The following is a 20,137-nucleotide window of genomic DNA, read 5'->3' on the forward strand; positions in this document are numbered from 1 at the left end:
TTTACTCACAGCTTTAATGATGATTTAGTAAATCAAGTGAATGAATAATTTTTTTAACTGGAGCAGGAACACCAAGATTAATGCTGTTTGTTTTGTGGTAATTATCAGACGCTCCAGGGGAGCTTACAATAATTGGATTAATCCAAAGAGTGAAATGACTAAAGCTATGTTTAAACTTAGTAAGTGAAGCGACGATTTTTGCCTTAGGGTTGTGGTTAATAATTGTCTCTTCTATTTCTGCTGAATTTTCTGAACACTCAGCAAAGCTCCATAGCCCACCCCAAATGCCTTTATTTGGTCTTTTTTTAAGGTGAATCTCATCTTTTTCATTTTTATAAATTAAGAATACAATATTTCGTTCGGGTTTAATTTTTTTTGGCTTTTTATTTGGATAGAGCTCCTGTTGATTTTGAATAAATGCACCACAATTTTTTGATATAGGACAACTTTGACAGTTTGGTTTTCTTGGGGTGCAAACAGTAGCACCAACATCCATTATTGCTTGTGTGTATTCTGCATTTTGTTTTTCAGGCGTATGAAGCTCTGCAAGCCGCCATAATTCATTCATAACACTACTCGAGCTATAATGACCTTCTACCCTATGATATCTTGCCAAGACACGCTTAACATTGCCATCAAGGATTGCATGTGGCTGATTGAATGTAAGAGATAAAATAGCTCCAGCAGTTGACTTGCCAACCCCAGGGAGCGCTATAACTTCTGAGTAGGTTTTGGGAAAAATACCCCCATAAAGAGATAAAGTAATTTGTGCAGTTTTATGTAAATTACGAGCTCGGCTATAGTACCCAAGGCCTGCCCATGCAACCAAAACATCATCCTCGCTTGCATTGGCGAGCGAAGCTATGTCTGGAAATTTTTTAATGAAGTTGTTGAAATAATCAATTACAGTTTTAACTTGTGTTTGTTGCAACATAACCTCAGATAGCCATACGTGATATCCGTTTGGAGGGCTAGACTGCCAGGGAAGGTTTTTTCTGCCGTTTTTTATAAACCAACTTAAAAGGCCGCTAGTTAGCTCTGTCACTTCTCTAGATTAAGTGGATTATTTGGATCAATAGTCTGCATAAAAGGTTTTCTAATATTTTCATTAGTTACCTGATAAACACAGCCAATCCAGTTATTAATAATAGCGCTAGCACTGTCATGCCAAGTATTGTCCAGGGTTTTTGTAAGAAGAGCTTCTGGAAAATCTTTGATAGTCGCTGTTTTATTTATAAGCCTGGTGCGATACTCTGTCAAAATAGCGCGACTTTGTAGCGATAAATAATTGCTTGGAAATGCCGGGTAGTTTGGGCTTCTTTTTTCGAGGTAAAGTGAAACTTCTCTCTTGTATTCTTTTAGAAGACTAACGGAATCATATTCAGGGTGTCCTTGAAAGAAGACAATTCTAAAAAGATCAGGGCTGACTGCAAGGTGAACGCCAATGGTGCTTTTAGCTAAAACTACAGCCTTTGCCTCTTTAAATTGAGATTCAGTTACTTCATTAAACCGTGAGTGTGGTATATCGAAGCGAGTGTTAACACCCTTGACAAGCGGATGTGTCCTATCAATTACCTGATGAGGAAAAACGCCCCAATGTTTTTTTCCAACAGCCCTTCTTTTCTGACCATACTTAAACTCTAAAACAGCATGGGTTGCAAGGCAAGAGCACAAGGTCGAGGTTACGTTTTTATAAGACCAGTCAACCACCTCTTTTAGCTGCTCATAAAATGGAGCGAGCTGAAGATCTGGATCGGTCACGTTAGCGCCTGTAATAATTAGCGCGTCAAGTCCTTGAAGCTTAATTTCTTCAAAGGTTTTATAGTGCTCTTCAATGTGCGCTGCTGCATGTTTGTCTCTTTTAATGCTTGAAAGTGAAAAAGGGTGAACATAAAACTGGGCAATTTGATTTGAATGACCTATCAATCGAAAAAATTGCCTCTCGGTTGCTTCCAGTGCAGAATCGGGCATCATGTTTAATAATCCAATATGAAGCTCTCTAATAGTTTGATGTTGAGCCCTCTCAATAGAAAGAATAGTCTCGCCTTGTTTTGCAAGACGTTCAAATGATGGCAGTTTAGTGTGAGCTATTAGAGGCATGTTATTTAAGCGCGCTAGAGATTAAATTTAAGACGTCTTTTGCAGATCTGCACTTATGAAGCGCATCACCTTCTATTGTGCAGCCGTACTCATCCGCAATTGCGCTGTATTTTTTAAGCCTGTCTACAACTAATTTTGGAAATACCCAGCTAACAAAAGCATTTGGGTTAATTTGAGCTGCGAAGTCTAAACTATTTTCTCCCAAGTAGGAATGAAGAGCTTCTTCAAAAAACTTTGGGTTGTAGTACATTGGCTTTGGCTGGCTTTTGGCCCTATCAATAAGCAACCTCTCATTTTCCTTACTTGTCTTAATATAAATAATTAGTGTTTTTTCTGACAGAAGTTGAAAAAGCTTTCTATCTTCTAGCTCACACAGGCTTCCCCCAGCATCATTAATAAAATGGGCATAACCCTCTTTTAAAGACTGGTCAATAAAATGAGGAACCTCAGCCATTGTCTTTTTTTCTGCCTCTAAAAAAAGACTTTGGCGGTGAATAAACTCTTCAATAGGAAGACCGCCTTCTTCGGGATTACCAACTTTTCCAAGGAACGCAGAAATTGGCTCTAAGTTGTCAAAAGTAACTTGACTATTAACGCTTATAGAGTTGTTTTCTAAAAGTGGCTTAAGCCATGAGTCTTTTTTCATTTTATTAGCTATATTATTAATGATAGCCTCTTTAAGATGAGTCGCTCCAATTCTATAATCTCCAGAAAAATGGTACCAACCACCCTCTTCGCCTATAAGTTTAGCAAGATGAGTCTTACCTACACCAGACATGCCAAGAAGAGTTAACCGCTTATTTTTTTGATTTATAAATTGTTTGGCAGAATTTATCATATTGGCTTTCATTGGTCTATTAGCTGCTTATTGTAAGGTGATACGAGCTAAATTTTCTTATATTAAGCACACCACTGTCTAACAATAAATATTGTCCTTTTATGCCCTCTAGAATACCTGTGATGATTGGCGTCTTATCAAAGTTTAAAGACACAACCTTTGTAGGGTATTTTAGCACAGGGTAGCTAATATTTACCTCATCATCACTGAGGACTATGGCCTCAGTTTCTTTTACTGTGGCTGCAATTTCAGTAAGTAAAGTCTCTTTTAGAGATGAAAGACTTGATTGCTCCACTTCATTTTTTAGCATATTTCGCCAGTTTGTTTTGTCAGCAACAAATTGTTTTAATGCCACCTCAATCTTGCCGGAGTCTAGACGTGACTTTGCCTCAATTATAGGCAGCGCAGAAATTGCGCCTTGTTCAATCCAGCGGCTATAAACCCTTTTTTTATTGGTGATTCCAACCTTAGGCTTAGATGTATTTGCAAGATAAATAATAGTTGGCTGAAAACAGTAGTTAAGGCCCCATTGAGGCTCTCTGCAGGTGCCTTCAGAATAGTGACAAGTCTCAGGCCTCATTATGCATAAGTCACATCTAGCTAAAACCTGCGTACAGGGAAAGCAATAGCCGCCAGACCAGCTTTTTTTAGTTCTTACTCCACAATTCGCACAAAGTATTACGTCATTATATTTGAGTTCAATATGCTTTCCTACAACAGCGTTCATGTCAATTAGACTCTCCCCAATAGGAAGGCTGTATTTTGCACTGCCCCCCTCAAGAGAGGTGTTCATCATTTTTATGTGGCCACTTAACTGCATAGTATCGCTTGTATGTCCCTATATTTTTCAGCAGTTTTATTCATAATTGAGTCTGGAATTGTGGGGGCAGGAGGGGCCTTGTTCCAGTCAAGTGTTTCAAGATAGTCCCTAATAATTTGCTTATCAAAACTTTTTGGGCTTATCCCGGGCGTGTAATCAGACAAAGACCAGAATCTCGACGAGTCTGGGGTTAAAATTTCATCCATTAGGGTCAACTTGTTTTCAGAGTCCAGGCCAAATTCAAATTTTGTGTCAGCAATAATAATGCTTCGAGATAGTGCGTGTTTTTCAGCAAGATTATAAAGAGAAAGGCTTATTTTTTTGATTTGCTCTGCAATATCTTCGCCCACCAAGGACACAACCTCTCTGAAAGGTATATTTGTATCATGTTCCCCAGCTAGGGCTTTTGAAGAAGGAGTAAACATAGGATTTTTAAGTTTTTCAGCAAGCGCCATCTTAGAAGGAAGTCCTATTCCACAAACAGATCCAGACACTAGGTATTCTTTCCAGCCAGAGCCAATTAAGTAACCTCTTACAACAGCTTCAATAGGCAGTGGTTTGAGTTTTTTTACAACTATTGCCCTACCTTCAAGCGCTTCAGCCTCATTACCTGATAACACTTCTTCAAGCCCAATATTAGTTAGGTGGTTTTGAATAATGTGCTCAGTTTTACTAAACCAATAGTTTGCTATTGATGTAAGAATTTTTCCTTTTTCTGGAATAGGCTGGTCAAAAACAACATCAAAAGCTGAAAGCCTATCGGTTGTAACTATAAGCATATTGTCTTTGTCAATATCAAATATATCCCTCACCTTGCCGCGATAAAGAAGAGGTAGAGATAGCTTTGTTTGCAAATTAGAATGCATAATAACCATAAAATGATCTAAAGTATTTATTTTAATCGATTGTGCTATAGCTGGGGTATTGATAAAATTGAAGAACAAAAGAGCGTTACTTTATCTTTAAATCCTGAAGAATTTGCCTTGCTCTTTTTTGAAACTCTGGCATTGCGCTAGTTGGCACGAAAGATTGTTTAGGTAATTTTATTTTTTCAGGGTCTTGGTGGATCCCATTAACTCGAATTTCATAATGAAGATGGGGGCCAGTAGATTGGCCTGTAGTACCTACATAGCCAATTAATTCCCCTTTTTTAACTTTTTTTCCAGACTTTAAGCCCGTAGCAAATTTTGATAAGTGGGCATAGACAGTAAGATAGTTGGAGCCATGCTTTAAATAGATAACGTTTCCATAGCCAGATAACGTGGCTCTATATTTCACAATTCCTTTTGCAGGGGCGTAGACCGGTGTCCCAGAGGGGGCAGCAAAATCAGTGCCTCGATGTGAGCGATAGATTTTGAGCGTAGGGTGGAACCGCCTTTTTGTAAAGCCCGAGCTAATTCGATTATATTTTGTAGGTGCAAATGCAAAGGTGTCGTTTATAGTGGCGCCCTTTGAAGTAAAGTATTTATTTTGACCAAGGGTGTTTTTATATGAAAAAAGTGCAATAGTTTTTCTACTTCCAACGTAAATCATTGCAATTGGAGTTTTTCCTCCGCTCCAAGACAACATAAATTTGTCACCCTTTCTTAGGTCTCTACTAAGGTCCATCTCCCATGAAAAGTTATCAACCATCATTTTAGTAACTTCAGCAGCTACCCCGGCTTTTTTGGCGTCATAGTTTAGAGACTTTTTGATTGTAATTATGGTTTGAGATAATTTCCCAATTGGCTGGATATTGGCTTTTCCATAATTAAAAGATTGGCCATCATAGGTTATAAATAGAGGGCTATCATTAGCTGGACTATAAATGATTTGGTCTAGCTCGTGATTATCGTTAAGGGTTATCCTAAACTTATCACCAGGATAAATATTGTTAAGCCTCTTAGCCCTTTCATCAGAGGCCATTAGTTTTTTGAGAAGCTTTCCTGATAGGCCTGTGCTAAAGAAGAATTTGTAAAACGCGTCGCCTCTTGATACTTTAAAACTATAGTCATGTATTCCACTGGCAGCAGAAGGAGCGCTTAAAAAAACGCAAAATGATAACAAGGTGATTAAGAAAGATTTATACATTTAGGACGGTTTTTTATGAAAGACTCGGCTCAATAACAGACCGAGCTATTTGACGAGAAAGATAGTCATTTTCCACAACACTTGCAAGCGTGTCAAGCCTCGAAATAGGAGCTATAGCTAAGGTTTTTTCTATAATTTTGCTAATGTCTAGAAACCCTATTTTTTTATTTAAAAAAGCGTCCACAGCAACCTCATTTGCAGCATTAAGCGTTCCAGGGGAGCTCTGCCCTTGTTCTAAAGAATCATATGCTAGTCCTAGGCACTTGAACCTATCCATATTGGGCGATAAAAATTCTAGTGATGTTTGCTTGGTAAGATCAAGCTCTTCAACACCAGAAGTTTGCCGGCTTGGATAGGATAATGCATAAGATATTGCGCTTCTCATGTCTGGCAGCCCAAGTTGTGATAACACACTGCCATCATTAAAATAAACAAACGAGTGAATAATACTTTGGGGATGAATTACTACCTCAATTTTAGAAGACGAAAGTTGAAATAGGAAGTGAGCTTCAATTACCTCCAGGCCTTTATTCATCATGGTGGCAGAGTCAACTGATATTTTTTGGCCCATTTTCCATTTTGGGTGCGCGCAGGCCTGTTTTGGGGTTGCTTTATTAAGTTCTGCTATTGGTGTTTTTAGAAAAGGACCGCCTGACGCAGTTAACTGTATTTTATTAAGGCCCTGTTTGCCACCTTGGAGGCACTGAAATATTGCGCTATGTTCTGAGTCTACGGGGATTAATTCTGCCCCAGACTCTTTTGCGGCAGCAATTAATAAATTACCACCTAGGACTAGAGACTCCTTATTTGCAAGCATAACTCTTTTTCCTGAGGCCACCGCTGCAAAAGTTGAGGATAGTCCAGCGCTTCCAACTATTGCCGCCATAACAAAATCTGTATTTTTATGAGAGGCTATATCATTTAAAGCGCCCTCACCTTGTAAAACGATAACCCCTTCTGGCACAACTTTTCTTAAGCTCTCTGCAGCCCCTTCATTAGCCATTACAACAAATTTTGGCATGTGCATAATGCAAAGCTTTTCCATTTCTCTCCAGCTATTGTTTGCCGTCAAGGCAAAGACGTTATATTTTTCTGGATGAAGAGACATAACAGCTAGTGTGTTTAGTCCAATTGAGCCCGTTGCCCCTAGAATAGCTACATTTTTCATAGCAAGAACACAATTAAAAGAAAAAATATTGGGGCAGACGACGTTAAGCTATCTATTCTATCTAGTATTCCACCGTGTCCAGGAAGGATATTACCACTATCTTTTACTTCTGCAATACGCTTTAAAACGCTCTCAAATAAGTCACCAAGAACTGACACAAGTGAAATCACCAAGGCTATAAAACTAAATATTAAAAAATCACTCAATAACGGCGCTTGGGTTGAAACATATACGTACAAAATAGCAACCACTTGAGCAAGAGCAGCCCCACCAAATACTCCTTCAAGTGTTTTTCCAGGACTAACACTTGGACACAACTTAGTTTTACCAAAAAGCTTACCTGCAAAATAAGCGCCGATATCTGCCGCCCAGATTAAAACCAAAAGAAATAAGACTAGGGCCTTGTCGATCGAGTGAATCGCCATTAATGAGATTGCCATTGGTACAAAAATAAACAAGCCATTGAAGAGCTTAACTGCAAAGTTCTTTCTGAGTAGGGAAGATCCATTTGGAAACGTTACTACCCAAATTAAAGCGATTAACCACCAAATTGAAGTAGCATATAGGACAATTAAATTTGAAGACGTACTAATTAAAAAATAGGTTACTACTAATATAATTAAAGTATAAAGTGCCTTGCCTGTTAAATGATTTATTTGAACTAGTCTGCAGTATTCCCAAGACCCAATAATAAGAATTAAAGCCAGGGCCAATGCAAATTCAATTGAATTTAATATTAGGACTCCAAGTATCACAATTGGGGCCACAATAGATGCAGTTAAGATTCTCTTATGTAGCACTATGTTGCCTTGTTTCGCCCACCGAACCGGCGCTCCCTAGAGTGAAATGACTCAATGGCAATATCAAGTTCATGCTCATTAAAGTCAGGCCACAGAGTATTGCAAAAGTATAATTCGCTATAAGCTAGGTTCCACAGTATGAAGTTGCTTATTCTTATCTCACCACTTGTCCTGATTAGTAAATCTACCTTCGGTTGACCAGCGAGAGCAGTATGCGCCTCAAAAATATCAATACCAATATTATCTGGATTGATTTCTCCACTGAGTGACTTAATGGCAATTTTTTTTGTAGCTTCAGCAATATCCCATTGTCCGCTATAGTTTGCAGCAACAATAACGGTAAGGCCAGTGTTGCTTGAAAGCATCCTTTCTGCATCACTAGCAAGAAGTTGAATTTCAACTGGAAATACTGAAAGGTCGCCAATTATTTTAAGACTAATATTGTTCTCTTTTAATTTTTTTGTTTCGCTGTGCAGAACAGATAAAAAAAGCTTGAATAAAAGACCAATTTCATCATTAGGGCGACTTAAGTTTTCACTACTAAAAGCAAACAGAGTCAATGTTTTGACGCCCAGTTTCGCGCAATGTTTTACAACTTTTCTTAAGCTTTTAACTCCTTTTTGGTGACCCCTGGTACGAGGAAGGTGTTTGGATTTCGCCCACCTTCCATTTCCATCCATAATGATAGCTATATGCTGGGGTGGAATTTTTTCATCGTTAAGTGGGCCTAGTTTTTTTTCAGTCATGGAGCGCAATTATACCTATTAGGGTCTTCAAAACCTAATCCAAAGTATCCATTGATGGGGCTTGATGCTATCATTAACATAATGCACTAAAAAATCTGACTAGGTTTATGCGGTAAAATAATGCTTCATGAGCTTAGCAAAAAGAATAATCCCATGCTTAGATGTCCGCGACGGGAGAGTTGTCAAAGGCGTCAAGTTTATTGATATTAAAGATGCAGGGGATCCGGTTGAGGTGGCAAAGCGTTATGACAATGAAGGTGCTGACGAAATAACATTTCTAGATATTACAGCATCACATGAAGGAAGAAACACCACGATAGAAATGGTTGAGAGGATTGCTAATCAGGTCTTTATTCCGCTCACTGTTGGCGGCGGCATTCGAAAGGCTGACGATGTTCGAGCAATGTTAATGGCGGGCGCTGATAAGGTTGCAGTTAACTCTGCTGCAATTTTTAACCCAAAACTTATTAATGAGCTTTGCGCGATATTTGGCTCTCAGTGTATCGTTATAGCTATTGATGCAAAGCGAGTGTCCTTTAATCCATTGAAATGGGAAATATTCACCCATGGAGGGCGAAAACCTACAGGTATTAATGCCATAGATTGGGCCGTAAAAATGACAGAAGGAGAAAATGGTGCTGGAGAAATTCTTCTAACATCAATGGACAGGGACGGCACTAAAGATGGATTTGATCTTGAGCTAACTAAGGCAGTTTCTGACGCGGTTGACGTTCCTTTAATTGCCTCTGGCGGGGTTGGTAATTTATCACACTTATCTGAGGGCGTTATTGATGGCGGAGCCGATGCAGTTCTTGCTGCTAGCATCTTTCATTTTGGAGATTTTACTGTAGAAGAAGCTAAAAAAGCAATGCGAGAAAATGGTATAGAAGTTAGGCTTTAGCTGGTTGAGTTTTTAAGTTCATAAGCGTATCATTACGAAGTTTTGACTCTAGGGAACAAATGACAGTAAAAAAAGATTTTTGGGCATTGTTATCGATATTTATTCTGCCCATAGCAATTGGTACTTTATTTTTTTATTTGAATCCGACTTATTTCAGTCAGAATACGGTTAACTATGGTGATCTTATTCGCCCAGTTATAACAACTGAAAAAGCCGATATTGAATTTGAAGACGATGCCACTTTTAATGGCTTTTGGACGCTTGCATACGCTTCAAAAAACTGTGATAGCATCTGTGAGCAGGCTGTTGCAGATATTAAAACGATCCGTACCCTCATAAATATGGATATGCGAAGAATTCAAAGAGTTTTGATTACTGAAGATCGGTCGCTACCTATGGCTAGCGATGAAAACTTACTTATAGCTAAAGTTACTAATGAAAAATTAGCGGCTAAGCTTGCAGAGTTTCCAGAAAACTCAATTTTTCTAATTGATCCAATTGGTAACTTTATGCTGTATTACAACTCAAAAGACATCAACATTAAGTTTGTGCTAAAGGATCTTAAGCGCCTACTTAAATATTCTAGGATAGGCTAATGGGCAATCTTCCCTCTCTTAGAGACCTCTTGGGCCTTTGTAAGCTGAAAGTTGTCTCGTTGATTTTGCTTACGGCTGTTGTTGGAATGCTGTTAGCAGTGCCATACATTCCTAATCTCTTTCTAATTGTTGTCGCTTCTGCAGGAATATCATTAGCCGCAATGTCCGCTGCAGTTTTTAATCACGTGGTCGATGAAAAAATTGATGTAAAGATGTCTCGTACTGATCGTCGTCCCTTGCCTGAGGGCAGAGTAACGCGAAACCAAGCGCTGATATGGGGTTTCTTTTTAGGTGTTATGGGAATTGCCCTTTTGGTAATTTTTGTAAATTTATTGACTGCAATTCTAACGCTTATTTCTTTGATTGGCTACGCTGTTTTTTATACAATGTATCTAAAGAGAGCCACACCTCAAAATATAGTTATTGGCGGCGCAGCAGGTGCTGCGCCTCCAGTTCTTGGATGGACCTCTATAGCGGGATCCCAGGGCATTGAATACGCGCTTTTACTTTTTTTAATTGTCTTTATTTGGACGCCTCCGCACTTTTGGGCGTTAGCAATTCATAGGCGAGAGGAGTATAAAAAAGCTGAAATACCAATGCTTCCAGTTACCCATGGCCTTGAATTCACTCGAGTACAAATTCTTTTATATACAGTGCTATTATTTTTGGTTGCTCTGCTGCCTTACCTGACAGGTATGAGCGGTTTAATTTACTTAGTTTCTGCTGCGACGCTAGGCGTACTATTTTTAGGCTACTCTATCAAAATTTTTATAGAGCCTGAAAATCCTTACATTGCATTTAAAACCTTTAAATTCTCGATTAATTATTTAATGGTTTTGTTTCTAGCCTTGCTGCTTGATCACTATCTTTTGATGACCTTTGGAGTTTCTTCCTAGTAATGGGGTCTTTATTACAAGTTTTTAGAGCAGTAGCTTCTGCAATGATTGGGGTTGGAAAAAAGAAACATTTAGCAAAAGATTTTGAGTCTACAGAGAAGACTGGTCCTTGGCCTTACGTTATTGTTGGAGTTATTATGACCGCGCTTTTTATTGGATCTATTCTGTTTGCAGTAAGGCTTGTATTACCTTAGATTTTCGATAATTATATCAATTGCCTTTGCCATTTCTATAGGCTCATGAGGACTTGTCAAAAGAGCTGTGAGCTTTAATTCTGGGTTGAAAAGCAAGTAGCTGCTTGTATGATCAATGTCATAGTGATTAACATGATCATGATTGCTATGATCTTCCAGAGCTAATTTTTGTGATTCAACTACTTCATGATAAACCCCTAACGAGCTGCTAATTGATATTAGCTCATTTTGATGAGCGGTCAAACCTAAAAAGGTAGGGTTAAATGCGCCTGCAAACTGATCAAGCTTTCCAATATCACGCATAGGGTCTACTGATATAAAAACAACTTGAAGTTTCTTTTGATTTTCCATCAACTGGTATGTCAGATTGATCTTTGAAAGGTCTATTGGGCAAACGTCTGGACATGATGTGTAGCCAAAATATAATAGCACCCATTTTCCTTGAGACACATCTGATAAGTGCGTCGCTATTGACCCATCATTAATAAAGTTTAGCTTCTCCGAAACAGACTTTGCCTCAGGGTATAAAGATGCTGCAGGGGCGACAGATTTTTTGAGATCCTGCATATTTGGCTTACCACCAGCATAAAAAAAAGCAGCCATAGCCGCAATTGTGACTACCAAAAGTAAAGATATTTGGGTAGTTTTGTTCATATTATTAGGCAGTATTTTGATTAAACATTCTATGTGCGAGGCTTATTAAGCTTAATAAAAGAAAAAGAGCAACTGCGTTGTGCATTACCGCAGCAAACATTGGTAGTGACATGACTACATTTATAATACCAAGTGCAACCTGAATACCTAAAAGAGCCAGAACTATGACAATGTTTTTCTGAAAAGCCAGGTAGTTTTTTAGGGCAAAAGATAAAGCTATTATCGCTGCAGTAACAACTAGAGCGCCAACTCTATGTACCATCTGAATGGCGGTTCTAGTTTGATTTTCCAAAATTCCAAACTCATAATCAACTCCAAGCTCACCCCAATAATAGGCATTTTTAAAGTCCATGTCTTCAGGCCACATCTCACCCAAACAAGTAGGAAAATATTCACCACAAGAAAGTGCTGCATAGTTAGTACTTGTCCAGCCGCCCAGAAATATTTGGAATATCAGTAAAGCGGTTACTATGATGAGCATTAATTTATGGCGTTTTAAAACAGGCTGCCCAATTTTTGGTTGTGGACGCTGATTCAAAAAAAGCCAAAATAACAAAGTGGTTGTTGAGAAGCCTCCAAACAAATGCATGGTAACTATGCCTGGGTGAACCTGTTCGGTAACAGTCCACATTCCAAGCGCACCTTGAAAGCCAACCAGTAAAAGTAAAGCTGTAGGAAGCTTAATAGATTGCTCTCTTTCAGTTTTACGAAATACTGCCAGCAAAAATATAACAAGTATTGAAATTCCTAGGATTGAGGCGGCGTACCTATGAACCATTTCTTTCCATGCTTTAGCAACATCAAGGGGTCTTTCATATTCACTCGAAATAACATCTGGAACTAATAACTCACCATAACATCCTGGCCAGTCTGGACACCCAAGTCCTGCATCTGCAAGTCGAGTATAGGCCCCAAGGATGACAACTATAAGGGCTAAGATTAATGAGATATTAATGGTTTTATTGAACATAGTCTGTAATAAGTTTAGTCAGAAAGATATTTTAATTGAAGCAAGTTCAATTTTGAAAAATTACGTTAATTATTTTTTATTTCTTGATAATATATATGGGTATTGATTGCATTTTCAATCTTTTGGTCTTTCTTTTTTAAAGCTAGAGCGGCAAGCGAAAAAAGTTCAACCAATATTGAGAATAAAGGTGAATTTTTACTTGGTAAAAAGACGATAAACAGGTATCATTTGGTTGCATTTTTTATTTGACAATTGAAATTGCATATTTAAGAGCTATATATCTAATTAATAATATTGCTATACAAAGATTTAATTCGGAGAATCTATGAAACTATTGTTTAAACTTACCGGCGCATTTACTGCACTTTTGAGCTCTAAGTCTGTCTTGGCAGAATACACAATAAATATGACCAAAGGCGTTACAGATATTAGTAACGATATTTGGGGCCTTCACATGATGGTATTTTGGGTTTGTGTTGCCATTGGTGTTGTTGTTTTTGGTGCAATGTTTTATTCAATTATTGCGCACAGAAAGTCAAGGGGAGCTAAGGCATCTAACTTTCATGAGAGTACAACGGTAGAGTTTTTATGGACTGGGATTCCAATTTTGATTCTAATTGCAATGGCTATTCCGGCTTCAAAGACACTGATCGACATTGAGGTTCTGGATAAGGCTGATATGACTATAAAGGTAACTGGCGTAAGGTGGAAGTGGCAATATGACTATCCTGAAGAGGGCATAAGTTTTGCTTCTAATCTCGCACAATCGTCTATGGACGTTATCAAGGGAACTCCTGAAGAGCGTGAAGCTGTTCATAAAGAGGGCGGCTACCTTCGCGACGTTGACAAGCGTTTAGTCGTTCCAGTAGATACAACAATTCGTTTTTTGATTACATCAAATGATGTAATTCATAACTGGTGGGTTCCAGCATTTGGCCTTAAGCAGGATGCAAACCCAGGATTTATAAATGATGCATGGGCAAAACCCAACATAATTGGAACCTATAGAGGCCAGTGCGCCGAGCTGTGTGGAAAAGGCCATGGCTTTATGCCTATTGTTGTTGATGTTGTCTCTAAAGCTGACTACGCTGAGTGGGTTGAAAGTATGCAGGCTGAAAAAGTTGCTGAACTTGCAAGCGCTACTCAAGTTTGGACTGAGGCAGATCTTGTTGCTAAGGGAGAAACTGTATACAACGCAAACTGTTCGGGCTGCCATCAAAAAGACGGCACCGGTATTCCTGGTGTCTTTCCTGCAATGATTGGATCAGAGGTAGCCAATGGCCCAGCAGCATACCAACTTAATCTAGTTATAAATGGAGTGGTCGGAAGAATGCCTTCATTTAAGGCGCTAAGTGATTCTGACATAGCTGCAGTAATAACATACGAAAGAAGATCTTTTGGTAATAATGGATCAGTTGTTCAACCTTCAGATGTTACATCTGCACGTTAATTTAAGGAGAAATATATGAGCTCAACTACAACGGCAGCATACGATGATCACGGTCATGGCCCTGAAAAAGGACTTCTAAGATGGGTTAAAACAACCAATCATAAAGATATTGGAACACTATATATGTGGTTTGCATTTGTAATGCTTCTTATAGGTGGTTCACTTGCAATGGGAATTCGAGCAGAGCTTTTACAGCCTGGCTTGCAATTATTTGAACCACAGTTTTATAATCAGCTGACTACAATGCATGGTTTAATTATGGTTTTTGGAGCTATTATGCCGGCCTTTGTTGGTTTGGCAAACTGGCTTATTCCTTTAATGGTAGGAGCGCCGGATATGGCTCTGCCAAGAATGAATAATTGGAGTTTTTGGATCTTGCCGTTTGCAGGAGCAATTCTTTTGAGTACTTTCTTTATGGAGGGCGGAGCGCCTGCTTTTGGTTGGACTTTTTACGCACCACTTTCAACGACCTTTGCTCCAGACTCAACTGACTTCTTCATTTTTGCAATTCACTTACTAGGATTTTCTTCAATTATGGGAGCGATTAACATTATTGCTACGGTTCTTAATATGAAGGCCCCAGAAATGCGATTAATGGACATGCCACTTTTTGTATGGACATGGTTAATCACATCGTTTTTGTTAATTGGTGCAATGCCTGTTCTAGCAGGAGCTGTTACGATGATGCTGACTGATCGAAACTTTGGCACAGCATTTTTTGATGCGGCGGGCGGTGGTGATCCAGTAATGTTCCAGCATATTTTTTGGTTCTTTGGTCATCCAGAGGTCTATATTATGATTTTGCCAGCCTTTGGTATCATCTCTCATATTATTCCAACCTTTGCTAGGAAGCCTCTTTTTGGCTACTCTTCAATGGTGTATGCAACGGCATCGATTGCATTTTTGTCATACATAGTATGGGCTCACCATATGTTCTTAACGGGAATGCCTGTGGCAGGTGAGCTTTACTTTATGTATGCAACAATGTTAATTGCAGTTCCTACTGGAGTAAAAGTTTTCAACTGGGTTGCCACGATGTGGAAGGGTTCTTTGAGCTTTGAAACACCTATGCTTTGGGCGCTTGCGTTTGTATTTTTATTCACGATTGGTGGTTTTTCTGGGCTAATGCTTGGCATCGCTCCAGCTGATATTCAGTACCACGATACTTATTTTGTAGTTGCTCACTTCCATTATGTTCTTGTAACTGGAGCCCTATGGGGAATCATTGCAGCAGTATTCTACTGGCTTCCTAAGTGGACAGGAAGGATGTACAACGAGCCCCTTGCTAAGTTTCATTTCTGGTGGGCACTTATCTCGGTTAACGTAACATTCTTCCCTCAACACTTCTTGGGACTAGCTGGAATGCCGCGTCGTATTCCTGACTACTCACTTCAGTTTGCTGACTTCAACTTTATCTCTTCAATTGGTGCATTTTCTTTTGGCCTGTCGTTCTTATTACTTACCTACATTGTTGTAGACTGTATCCGTAATGGCAAGCCAGCAGATGCAAGACCTTGGGAAAGTGCTAAAGGTTTAGAGTGGACTTTAGCGTCACCAATTGCTTATCATACGTTTGATGAGCCACCAACGAGAGCAGAAATTTTGGCAGAGTCTCAGCATAGTTAATGACAGATAAAAAAAACAATAGAGGTGTTGGCAGGACTGCGTTATTAGTTGCTGTTGTCGCAATAGGGCTATATGCGCTAACCATTGCCCTTAACTCCTGACGTGGAAAGAAAAAAAATTACGAAAAGTTTTTGGATAAAGCTAGTTTCCGTTCCAATCTTGATGTTCTTTTTTGCCTACGCGATGGTGCCTTTATATGATGTGCTGTGCGACATAACAGGTTTTAATGGAAAGACTGGTAGAGTAGAAACAGAAAAGCAGTATCAAGTAAATGAAGAGAGATTGGTGAGTGTTAGTTTTTTTGCGGCAACGACTCCTGGCTTCCCAGTTCAGTTTGCGCCGAAAGTAAGCTCGATGGAGGTTATACCTGGAAAGTTTTATACTACCAGCTACATTGCTAAAAATACGACCGATGAAATAATTTATGGTCAAGCAATTCCAAGTGTTGCGCCTACAGATGCGGCTCTTCACTTTAAAAAGCTAGAGTGTTTTTGTTTTGTAAAGCAGGTGTTTCAGCCTAATGAAGAGGTCGAAATGACGCTTCGATTTGTAATTGAGCCTGAAATGGATGAGTGGATCAAAGATGTTAGTTTGTCCTATAATTTTTATAAGTTAGATAGTTAAGAAAGGGGAAGAAAAATGAGTAACGAAAAATATTATGTACCTCATGGCACCTACTGGCCGATTATTGGATCAATTGGTGTTTCAACTTTATTTGTAGGGTTTGCGAACCAAATGCATGATGTAAGTTGGGGCTGGCCTGTGATGGTTTTGGGTTTTGCAATAATTGCATTTATGTTATTTGGATGGATTGGAACAGTTGTCAGTGAGAGTATTGGCGGACTCTACAATTCACAAGTTGACAAATCTTTTCGATGGGGAATGAGTTGGTTTATCTTTTCTGAGGTAATGTTTTTTGCAGCCTTCTTTGGCGCTCTTTTATACGCAAGAGTTTTGAGTGTGCCTTGGCTTGGTGGCGAGTACAACAATATTTATACGCCAGAGTTGTGGGAGGGCTTTAAATCAGCTTGGCCTCTTATTACTACTCCTGGGGAAGTAGGTCAGAATGGTGTTGCTTTTTCTACTAACTTTAAACTAGTAGATACTTGGGGACTCCCAGCGCTAAATACGGGACTTCTTTTAACTTCAGGTGTCACTTTAACTTATGCTCATCATGCTTTAAGGGCTGGCCATAGAAATGCATTGATGGCTTGGATGTTAGCAACAATTGCGCTAGGGGTTGTGTTCCTGGGCTTCCAAATTACTGAGTATGGACATGCCTACCACGATGGATTAAAGCTAACTTCTGGAATTTATGGGTCAACGTTTTACTTGCTGACAGGATTCCATGGTTTCCACGTAACCATTGGCGTGATTATGCTGACAGTAATTCTTTATCGTATTCAAAAAGGACACTTCAATTTGGAGAATCATTTCGCCTTTGAAGGCGTTGCTTGGTATTGGCATTTTGTTGACGTAGTCTGGCTAGGGCTATTCATATTCGTATACTGGATATAATTACGAATATATGGTTTTGTAAAAGGCCCCTTCGTTGGGGTCTTTTTTTTCAATTAACTTAGGAAAACTATGGATTATTTTGTAATAGCTATAATTGTATTAATATTTTTCTTTTTAGGCGCCGCTGTTATTGGCTTACTTAAAGGTGGCAGAGAAGGTTCTGACAAAATGTTTAAAGCGCTAAGAATGAGGATTATTCTTTCAGTTTTCTTGTTTGTCTTTTTACTATTTGCTAATTATATTGGATGGATAGAGCCTAATAACTTTAACCTGCTGCCAACCCAATAATGAGCTTACGTTTTATTCTTCCTTCGATTCTAATAACTGCGACCTTTGCATTTTTAGTATCCCTCGGTTTTTGGCAGCTGGAACGCGCTGATGACAAACGCAGTATTGAGGCCTCAATAAAGCAGGCCAATACTGGCAGCGTTGAACTTATCAAGAAAGAAGAAGGCCTTCAAAGCAAAGAGTATTATGAGGTTCGACTTCAGGGAAAGTACTTAAGTGATAAGCAGTTTATCTATGACAATCAAATTGTTGACCAAGTTTCAGGCTATTATGTTCTAACTCCTTATGCCTTAGAAGGCCAGTCAAAAGCTATCTTAATTAATCGAGGTTTTATTCCATGGAACGGGCGTAGAGATAAATTAGCAGATATAGTTATTGGACAAGAGACTAGAGAAATAAAGGTACAGATCTCAAAACCAATTAAGAGAATGGAGCTCAAGCCAAGTGAAGTTGGTATTCAATTTCCAGCCCTAATCCAATCGATCGACCTACAAGATATGGCTGATAGAGCCAAAGTTGATTTTTCAAGTGTCATTGGCTTGTTAGATGCGTCTGCCTCTAATGGTTTCATTAGAAAATGGGAGCCTTACACTGGAAGTATTGAAAAGCATATAGGGTATGCTGTTCAATGGTTTTTGATGGCCCTTGTTCTTGCAATAATAGGAATTCGTATTGCGATAAAGCAGCGCAAAAAATAATCAAATTTTGATGGTATAAAACATTCTTTAAATAAAAAAGCTTACTGTATAATTTCCCACTAAGCCGAAGTAGCACAGTTGGTAGTGCAACTGATTTGTAATCAGTAGGTCGCCAGTTCGAGTCCGGCCTTCGGCACCAATAAATAAGTATTAAGCGGTCTAAATGACCGCTTTTTTATTGTTAATTTTTTACTCGTTCTCGTAAAATGAATTTTTGTACTTTTCCAGTTGAGGTTTTTGGAATGGCCTCAAAAATAAATTTACGTGGTAATTTAAATGAAGCCATGTTGTCACGGCACCATTGACCAAGTTCCTCTTCTGAGGCTTTCTGGTTTTTGTTAAGCTCTATAAATGCGCAAGGGGACTCGCCCCATTTTTCATGAGGCATTGCTACAACTGCTGCTGCATTAACAGCGGGGTGCTTATGTAATACCTCTTCTATTTCAATGGAGGATATATTTTCACCGCCAGAGATAATAATGTCCTTTGAGCGGTCCTTAAGCTGAATATAGCCATCATTATGAATGACCGCTAAGTCACCTGAGTGAAACCATCCGCCTGCAAATGATTCTTCAGACGCCTTTTTATTTTTTAAATAACCCTTCATGACTACATTGCCCCTAAACATTACTTCACCAATAGTCTTTCCGTCATGAGGAACGGGTTTCATGGTTTTTGGATTAACAACATCAAGAGATTCTAGTGGCAGATAACGAACGCCTTGACGGGCTTTTAGTGAAGCTTGTTTTTCCTTATTAAGGTCATTCCATTCTTGGTGCCATTCATTAACAACTGCAGGGCCATAGGTTTCAGAGAGGCCATATAGATGAGTGACATTAAAGCCCGATACGTTCATTTCAGTAAGTATTTTCTCAGGGGGAGGTGCTGCAGCGGTAAAGAACTCAACTCTGTTCTCAAGCAAACGCCTTTTACTATTTTCTAGTGAAAGAATTGTTGACATAACAACTGGAGCCCCACATAAGTGAGTCACTTTATGATCAGACAAGGCGTCCCAAATCGGTTCAGGTTTGACGTGTCTTAAACAAACATGTGTTCCAATTATTGCAGACATTGTCCAAGGAAAGCACCAGCCGTTGCAGTGGAACATAGGCAGCGTCCAAAGATAGACTGCGTGTTTATTAATTGAGGCAATGAGCGCATTGCCTTGAGCTAATAGGTAAGCGCCGCGATGGTGAGAAACAACACCTTTCGGGTTTCCTGTAGTTCCAGAGGTATAATTCAGTGATATTGCATCCCACTCATCTTCGGGCATAAGCCAATCAAACCTGGGATCTTCACCAGATAAAAAAGACTCGTATTCAACCGCTCCACTTAGGGAGTCACTTATTGGAAATTCACTGTCACTGTAGTCAATTAAAATCGGATTTACCTTAGATAGTTCTAATGCAGATCGAATGGCGCTAATAAACTCACGATCTACAATCAGCACTTTAGTATTAGCATGATCAATTTGATAGGCAATTGTTGCGGCATCAAGTCGCGTATTTATACTATGTAAAACAGCTCCACACATTGGAACGCCATAATGCGACTCGAGCATTGCAGGAGTATTTGCAAGAATTACTGATACAGTATCACCGCGATTAACCCCTTTTTTTGAAAGCGCAGATGCAAGCTGGCAAGAGCGATGATAGAAATCACTATAGCTTCGCTTTATGGACCCATGAATTATTGCTGTATAGTCTGGAAATACTGACGCCGCTCTTTCAAGAAAAGTAATTGGCGTTAGAGGCTGATAGTTAGCTGGATTTCGATCTAAATCAGTGTTGTAAGGATTGCCCAT

At 39.1% G+C, this 20,137-nt stretch carries 22 protein-coding genes and 1 tRNA gene; 11 read left to right on the forward strand and 12 right to left on the reverse strand.

The annotated features are described in order from the left end of the window. Positions 1 to 13: 13 nt before the first annotated feature. The 9 genes from mutY to uppS all read right to left on the reverse strand — a co-directional run bounded on the left by mutY (position 14) and on the right by uppS (position 8,542). Entirely contained in the window at positions 14 to 1,045 is a 1,032-nt protein-coding gene (gene mutY / locus ABXT49_RS00090; protein ID WP_416652102.1) for an A/G-specific adenine glycosylase, read from the reverse strand. Beyond that, positions 1,042 to 2,100: a homoserine O-succinyltransferase MetA gene (metA, locus tag ABXT49_RS00095; protein WP_416652103.1), complete on the reverse strand. Its 1,059-nt coding sequence runs from the start codon at positions 2,098 to 2,100 to the stop codon at positions 1,042 to 1,044. Before metA ends, mutY begins: the two co-directional genes overlap by 4 nt. Before the next feature lies 1 nt (position 2,101). Continuing rightward, positions 2,102 to 2,938: an ATPase gene (locus ABXT49_RS00100; protein ID WP_416652106.1), complete on the reverse strand. Its 837-nt coding sequence runs from the start codon at positions 2,936 to 2,938 to the stop codon at positions 2,102 to 2,104. Between the two features lie 19 nt (positions 2,939 to 2,957). Continuing rightward, a complete protein-coding gene (locus ABXT49_RS00105; protein WP_416652108.1) occupies positions 2,958 to 3,758 on the reverse strand; it encodes a DUF2797 domain-containing protein in 801 nt (266 codons plus the stop codon). Continuing rightward, positions 3,749 to 4,624 (reverse strand): phosphoribosylaminoimidazolesuccinocarboxamide synthase, encoded by an 876-nt coding sequence (locus ABXT49_RS00110; RefSeq protein ID WP_416652109.1) that lies wholly within the window; start codon positions 4,622 to 4,624, stop codon positions 3,749 to 3,751. Before ABXT49_RS00110 ends, ABXT49_RS00105 begins: the two co-directional genes overlap by 10 nt. An 85-nt stretch (positions 4,625 to 4,709) precedes the next feature. Then, the gene (locus ABXT49_RS00115) at positions 4,710 to 5,828 is read right to left on the reverse strand and encodes a peptidoglycan DD-metalloendopeptidase family protein (RefSeq protein WP_416652111.1); all 1,119 of its coding nucleotides are present in this window, start codon (positions 5,826 to 5,828) and stop codon (positions 4,710 to 4,712) included. Between the two features lie 13 nt (positions 5,829 to 5,841). Then, positions 5,842 to 6,996, reverse strand: a complete 1,155-nt coding sequence (gene dxr / locus ABXT49_RS00120) for a 1-deoxy-D-xylulose-5-phosphate reductoisomerase (RefSeq protein ID WP_416652113.1) — start codon at positions 6,994 to 6,996, stop codon at positions 5,842 to 5,844. After that, complete coding sequence (locus ABXT49_RS00125; RefSeq protein ID WP_416652114.1) at positions 6,993 to 7,796, reverse strand: phosphatidate cytidylyltransferase; 804 nt, start codon at positions 7,794 to 7,796, stop codon at positions 6,993 to 6,995. The genes dxr and ABXT49_RS00125 overlap by 4 nt, the downstream gene beginning before the upstream one ends. Beyond that, on the reverse strand, positions 7,796 to 8,542 hold the full coding sequence (gene uppS, locus ABXT49_RS00130; protein WP_416652115.1) for a polyprenyl diphosphate synthase: 747 nt from the start codon (positions 8,540 to 8,542) through the stop codon (positions 7,796 to 7,798). The genes ABXT49_RS00125 and uppS overlap by 1 nt, the downstream gene beginning before the upstream one ends. Positions 8,543 to 8,669: 127 nt before the next feature. Between uppS and hisF the strand changes: the two genes are divergently transcribed. Genes hisF through ABXT49_RS00150 form a run of 4 tightly spaced genes read left to right on the forward strand, consistent with a single transcriptional unit; the run spans position 8,670 to position 11,129 of the window. After that, positions 8,670 to 9,443 (forward strand): imidazole glycerol phosphate synthase subunit HisF, encoded by a 774-nt coding sequence (gene hisF, locus ABXT49_RS00135; protein ID WP_416652116.1) that lies wholly within the window; start codon positions 8,670 to 8,672, stop codon positions 9,441 to 9,443. Positions 9,444 to 9,502: 59 nt separating this feature from the next. Next, positions 9,503 to 10,039 (forward strand): hypothetical protein, encoded by a 537-nt coding sequence (locus ABXT49_RS00140; protein ID WP_416652118.1) that lies wholly within the window; start codon positions 9,503 to 9,505, stop codon positions 10,037 to 10,039. Beyond that, the gene (cyoE, locus tag ABXT49_RS00145) at positions 10,039 to 10,935 is read left to right on the forward strand and encodes a heme o synthase (protein WP_416652120.1); all 897 of its coding nucleotides are present in this window, start codon (positions 10,039 to 10,041) and stop codon (positions 10,933 to 10,935) included. The genes ABXT49_RS00140 and cyoE overlap by 1 nt, the downstream gene beginning before the upstream one ends. 2 nt (positions 10,936 to 10,937) lie before the next feature. Beyond that, positions 10,938 to 11,129, forward strand: coding sequence for a DUF2970 domain-containing protein (locus ABXT49_RS00150; protein WP_416652121.1), 192 nt, complete (start codon positions 10,938 to 10,940; stop codon positions 11,127 to 11,129). Here ABXT49_RS00150 and ABXT49_RS00155 read toward each other — a convergent pair. Together ABXT49_RS00155 and ABXT49_RS00160 are read right to left on the reverse strand one after the other, a co-directional pair. Then, positions 11,121 to 11,783, reverse strand: coding sequence for an SCO family protein (locus ABXT49_RS00155; RefSeq protein ID WP_416652123.1), 663 nt, complete (start codon positions 11,781 to 11,783; stop codon positions 11,121 to 11,123). The two genes, ABXT49_RS00150 and ABXT49_RS00155, sit on opposite strands and share 9 nt — an antisense overlap. A 4-nt stretch (positions 11,784 to 11,787) precedes the next feature. Next, positions 11,788 to 12,753 carry a COX15/CtaA family protein gene (locus ABXT49_RS00160; protein WP_416652125.1) on the reverse strand — a complete coding sequence of 322 codons (966 nt, stop codon included), beginning with the start codon at positions 12,751 to 12,753 and terminating at the stop codon, positions 11,788 to 11,790. A 325-nt stretch (positions 12,754 to 13,078) separates the two neighbouring features. On the opposite strand from ABXT49_RS00160, the gene coxB reads away from it, so the two are divergent. From coxB to ABXT49_RS00195, 7 genes are all read left to right on the forward strand, one after another. Then, the gene (gene coxB, locus ABXT49_RS00165; protein WP_416652127.1) at positions 13,079 to 14,203 is read left to right on the forward strand and encodes a cytochrome c oxidase subunit II; all 1,125 of its coding nucleotides are present in this window, start codon (positions 13,079 to 13,081) and stop codon (positions 14,201 to 14,203) included. 15 nt (positions 14,204 to 14,218) lie between these two features. Further along, positions 14,219 to 15,829: a cytochrome c oxidase subunit I gene (gene ctaD / locus ABXT49_RS00170; protein WP_416652129.1), complete on the forward strand. Its 1,611-nt coding sequence runs from the start codon at positions 14,219 to 14,221 to the stop codon at positions 15,827 to 15,829. Between the two features lie 102 nt (positions 15,830 to 15,931). Further along, positions 15,932 to 16,453, forward strand: a complete 522-nt coding sequence (locus ABXT49_RS00175) for a cytochrome c oxidase assembly protein (protein ID WP_416652131.1) — start codon at positions 15,932 to 15,934, stop codon at positions 16,451 to 16,453. Positions 16,454 to 16,468: 15 nt separating this feature from the next. Next, positions 16,469 to 17,347, forward strand: a complete 879-nt coding sequence (locus ABXT49_RS00180) for a cytochrome c oxidase subunit 3 (protein WP_271556690.1) — start codon at positions 16,469 to 16,471, stop codon at positions 17,345 to 17,347. A gap of 69 nt (positions 17,348 to 17,416) precedes the next feature. Next, positions 17,417 to 17,635, forward strand: a complete 219-nt coding sequence (locus ABXT49_RS00185; RefSeq protein ID WP_271537156.1) for a DUF2909 domain-containing protein — start codon at positions 17,417 to 17,419, stop codon at positions 17,633 to 17,635. Beyond that, positions 17,635 to 18,333, forward strand: coding sequence for an SURF1 family protein (locus tag ABXT49_RS00190; RefSeq protein WP_416652132.1), 699 nt, complete (start codon positions 17,635 to 17,637; stop codon positions 18,331 to 18,333). Before ABXT49_RS00185 ends, ABXT49_RS00190 begins: the two co-directional genes overlap by 1 nt. A gap of 63 nt (positions 18,334 to 18,396) precedes the next feature. Further along, positions 18,397 to 18,472: transfer RNA gene (locus ABXT49_RS00195), tRNA-Thr, on the forward strand. A gap of 42 nt (positions 18,473 to 18,514) precedes the next feature. Here ABXT49_RS00195 and ABXT49_RS00200 read toward each other — a convergent pair. Further along, entirely contained in the window at positions 18,515 to 20,137 is a 1,623-nt protein-coding gene (locus ABXT49_RS00200; RefSeq protein WP_416652134.1) for an acyl-CoA synthetase, read from the reverse strand.

The organism is Candidatus Pseudothioglobus sp. Uisw_086 (genome assembly GCF_048085745.1).
Lineage (GTDB): Bacteria > Pseudomonadota > Gammaproteobacteria > PS1 > Pseudothioglobaceae > Pseudothioglobus.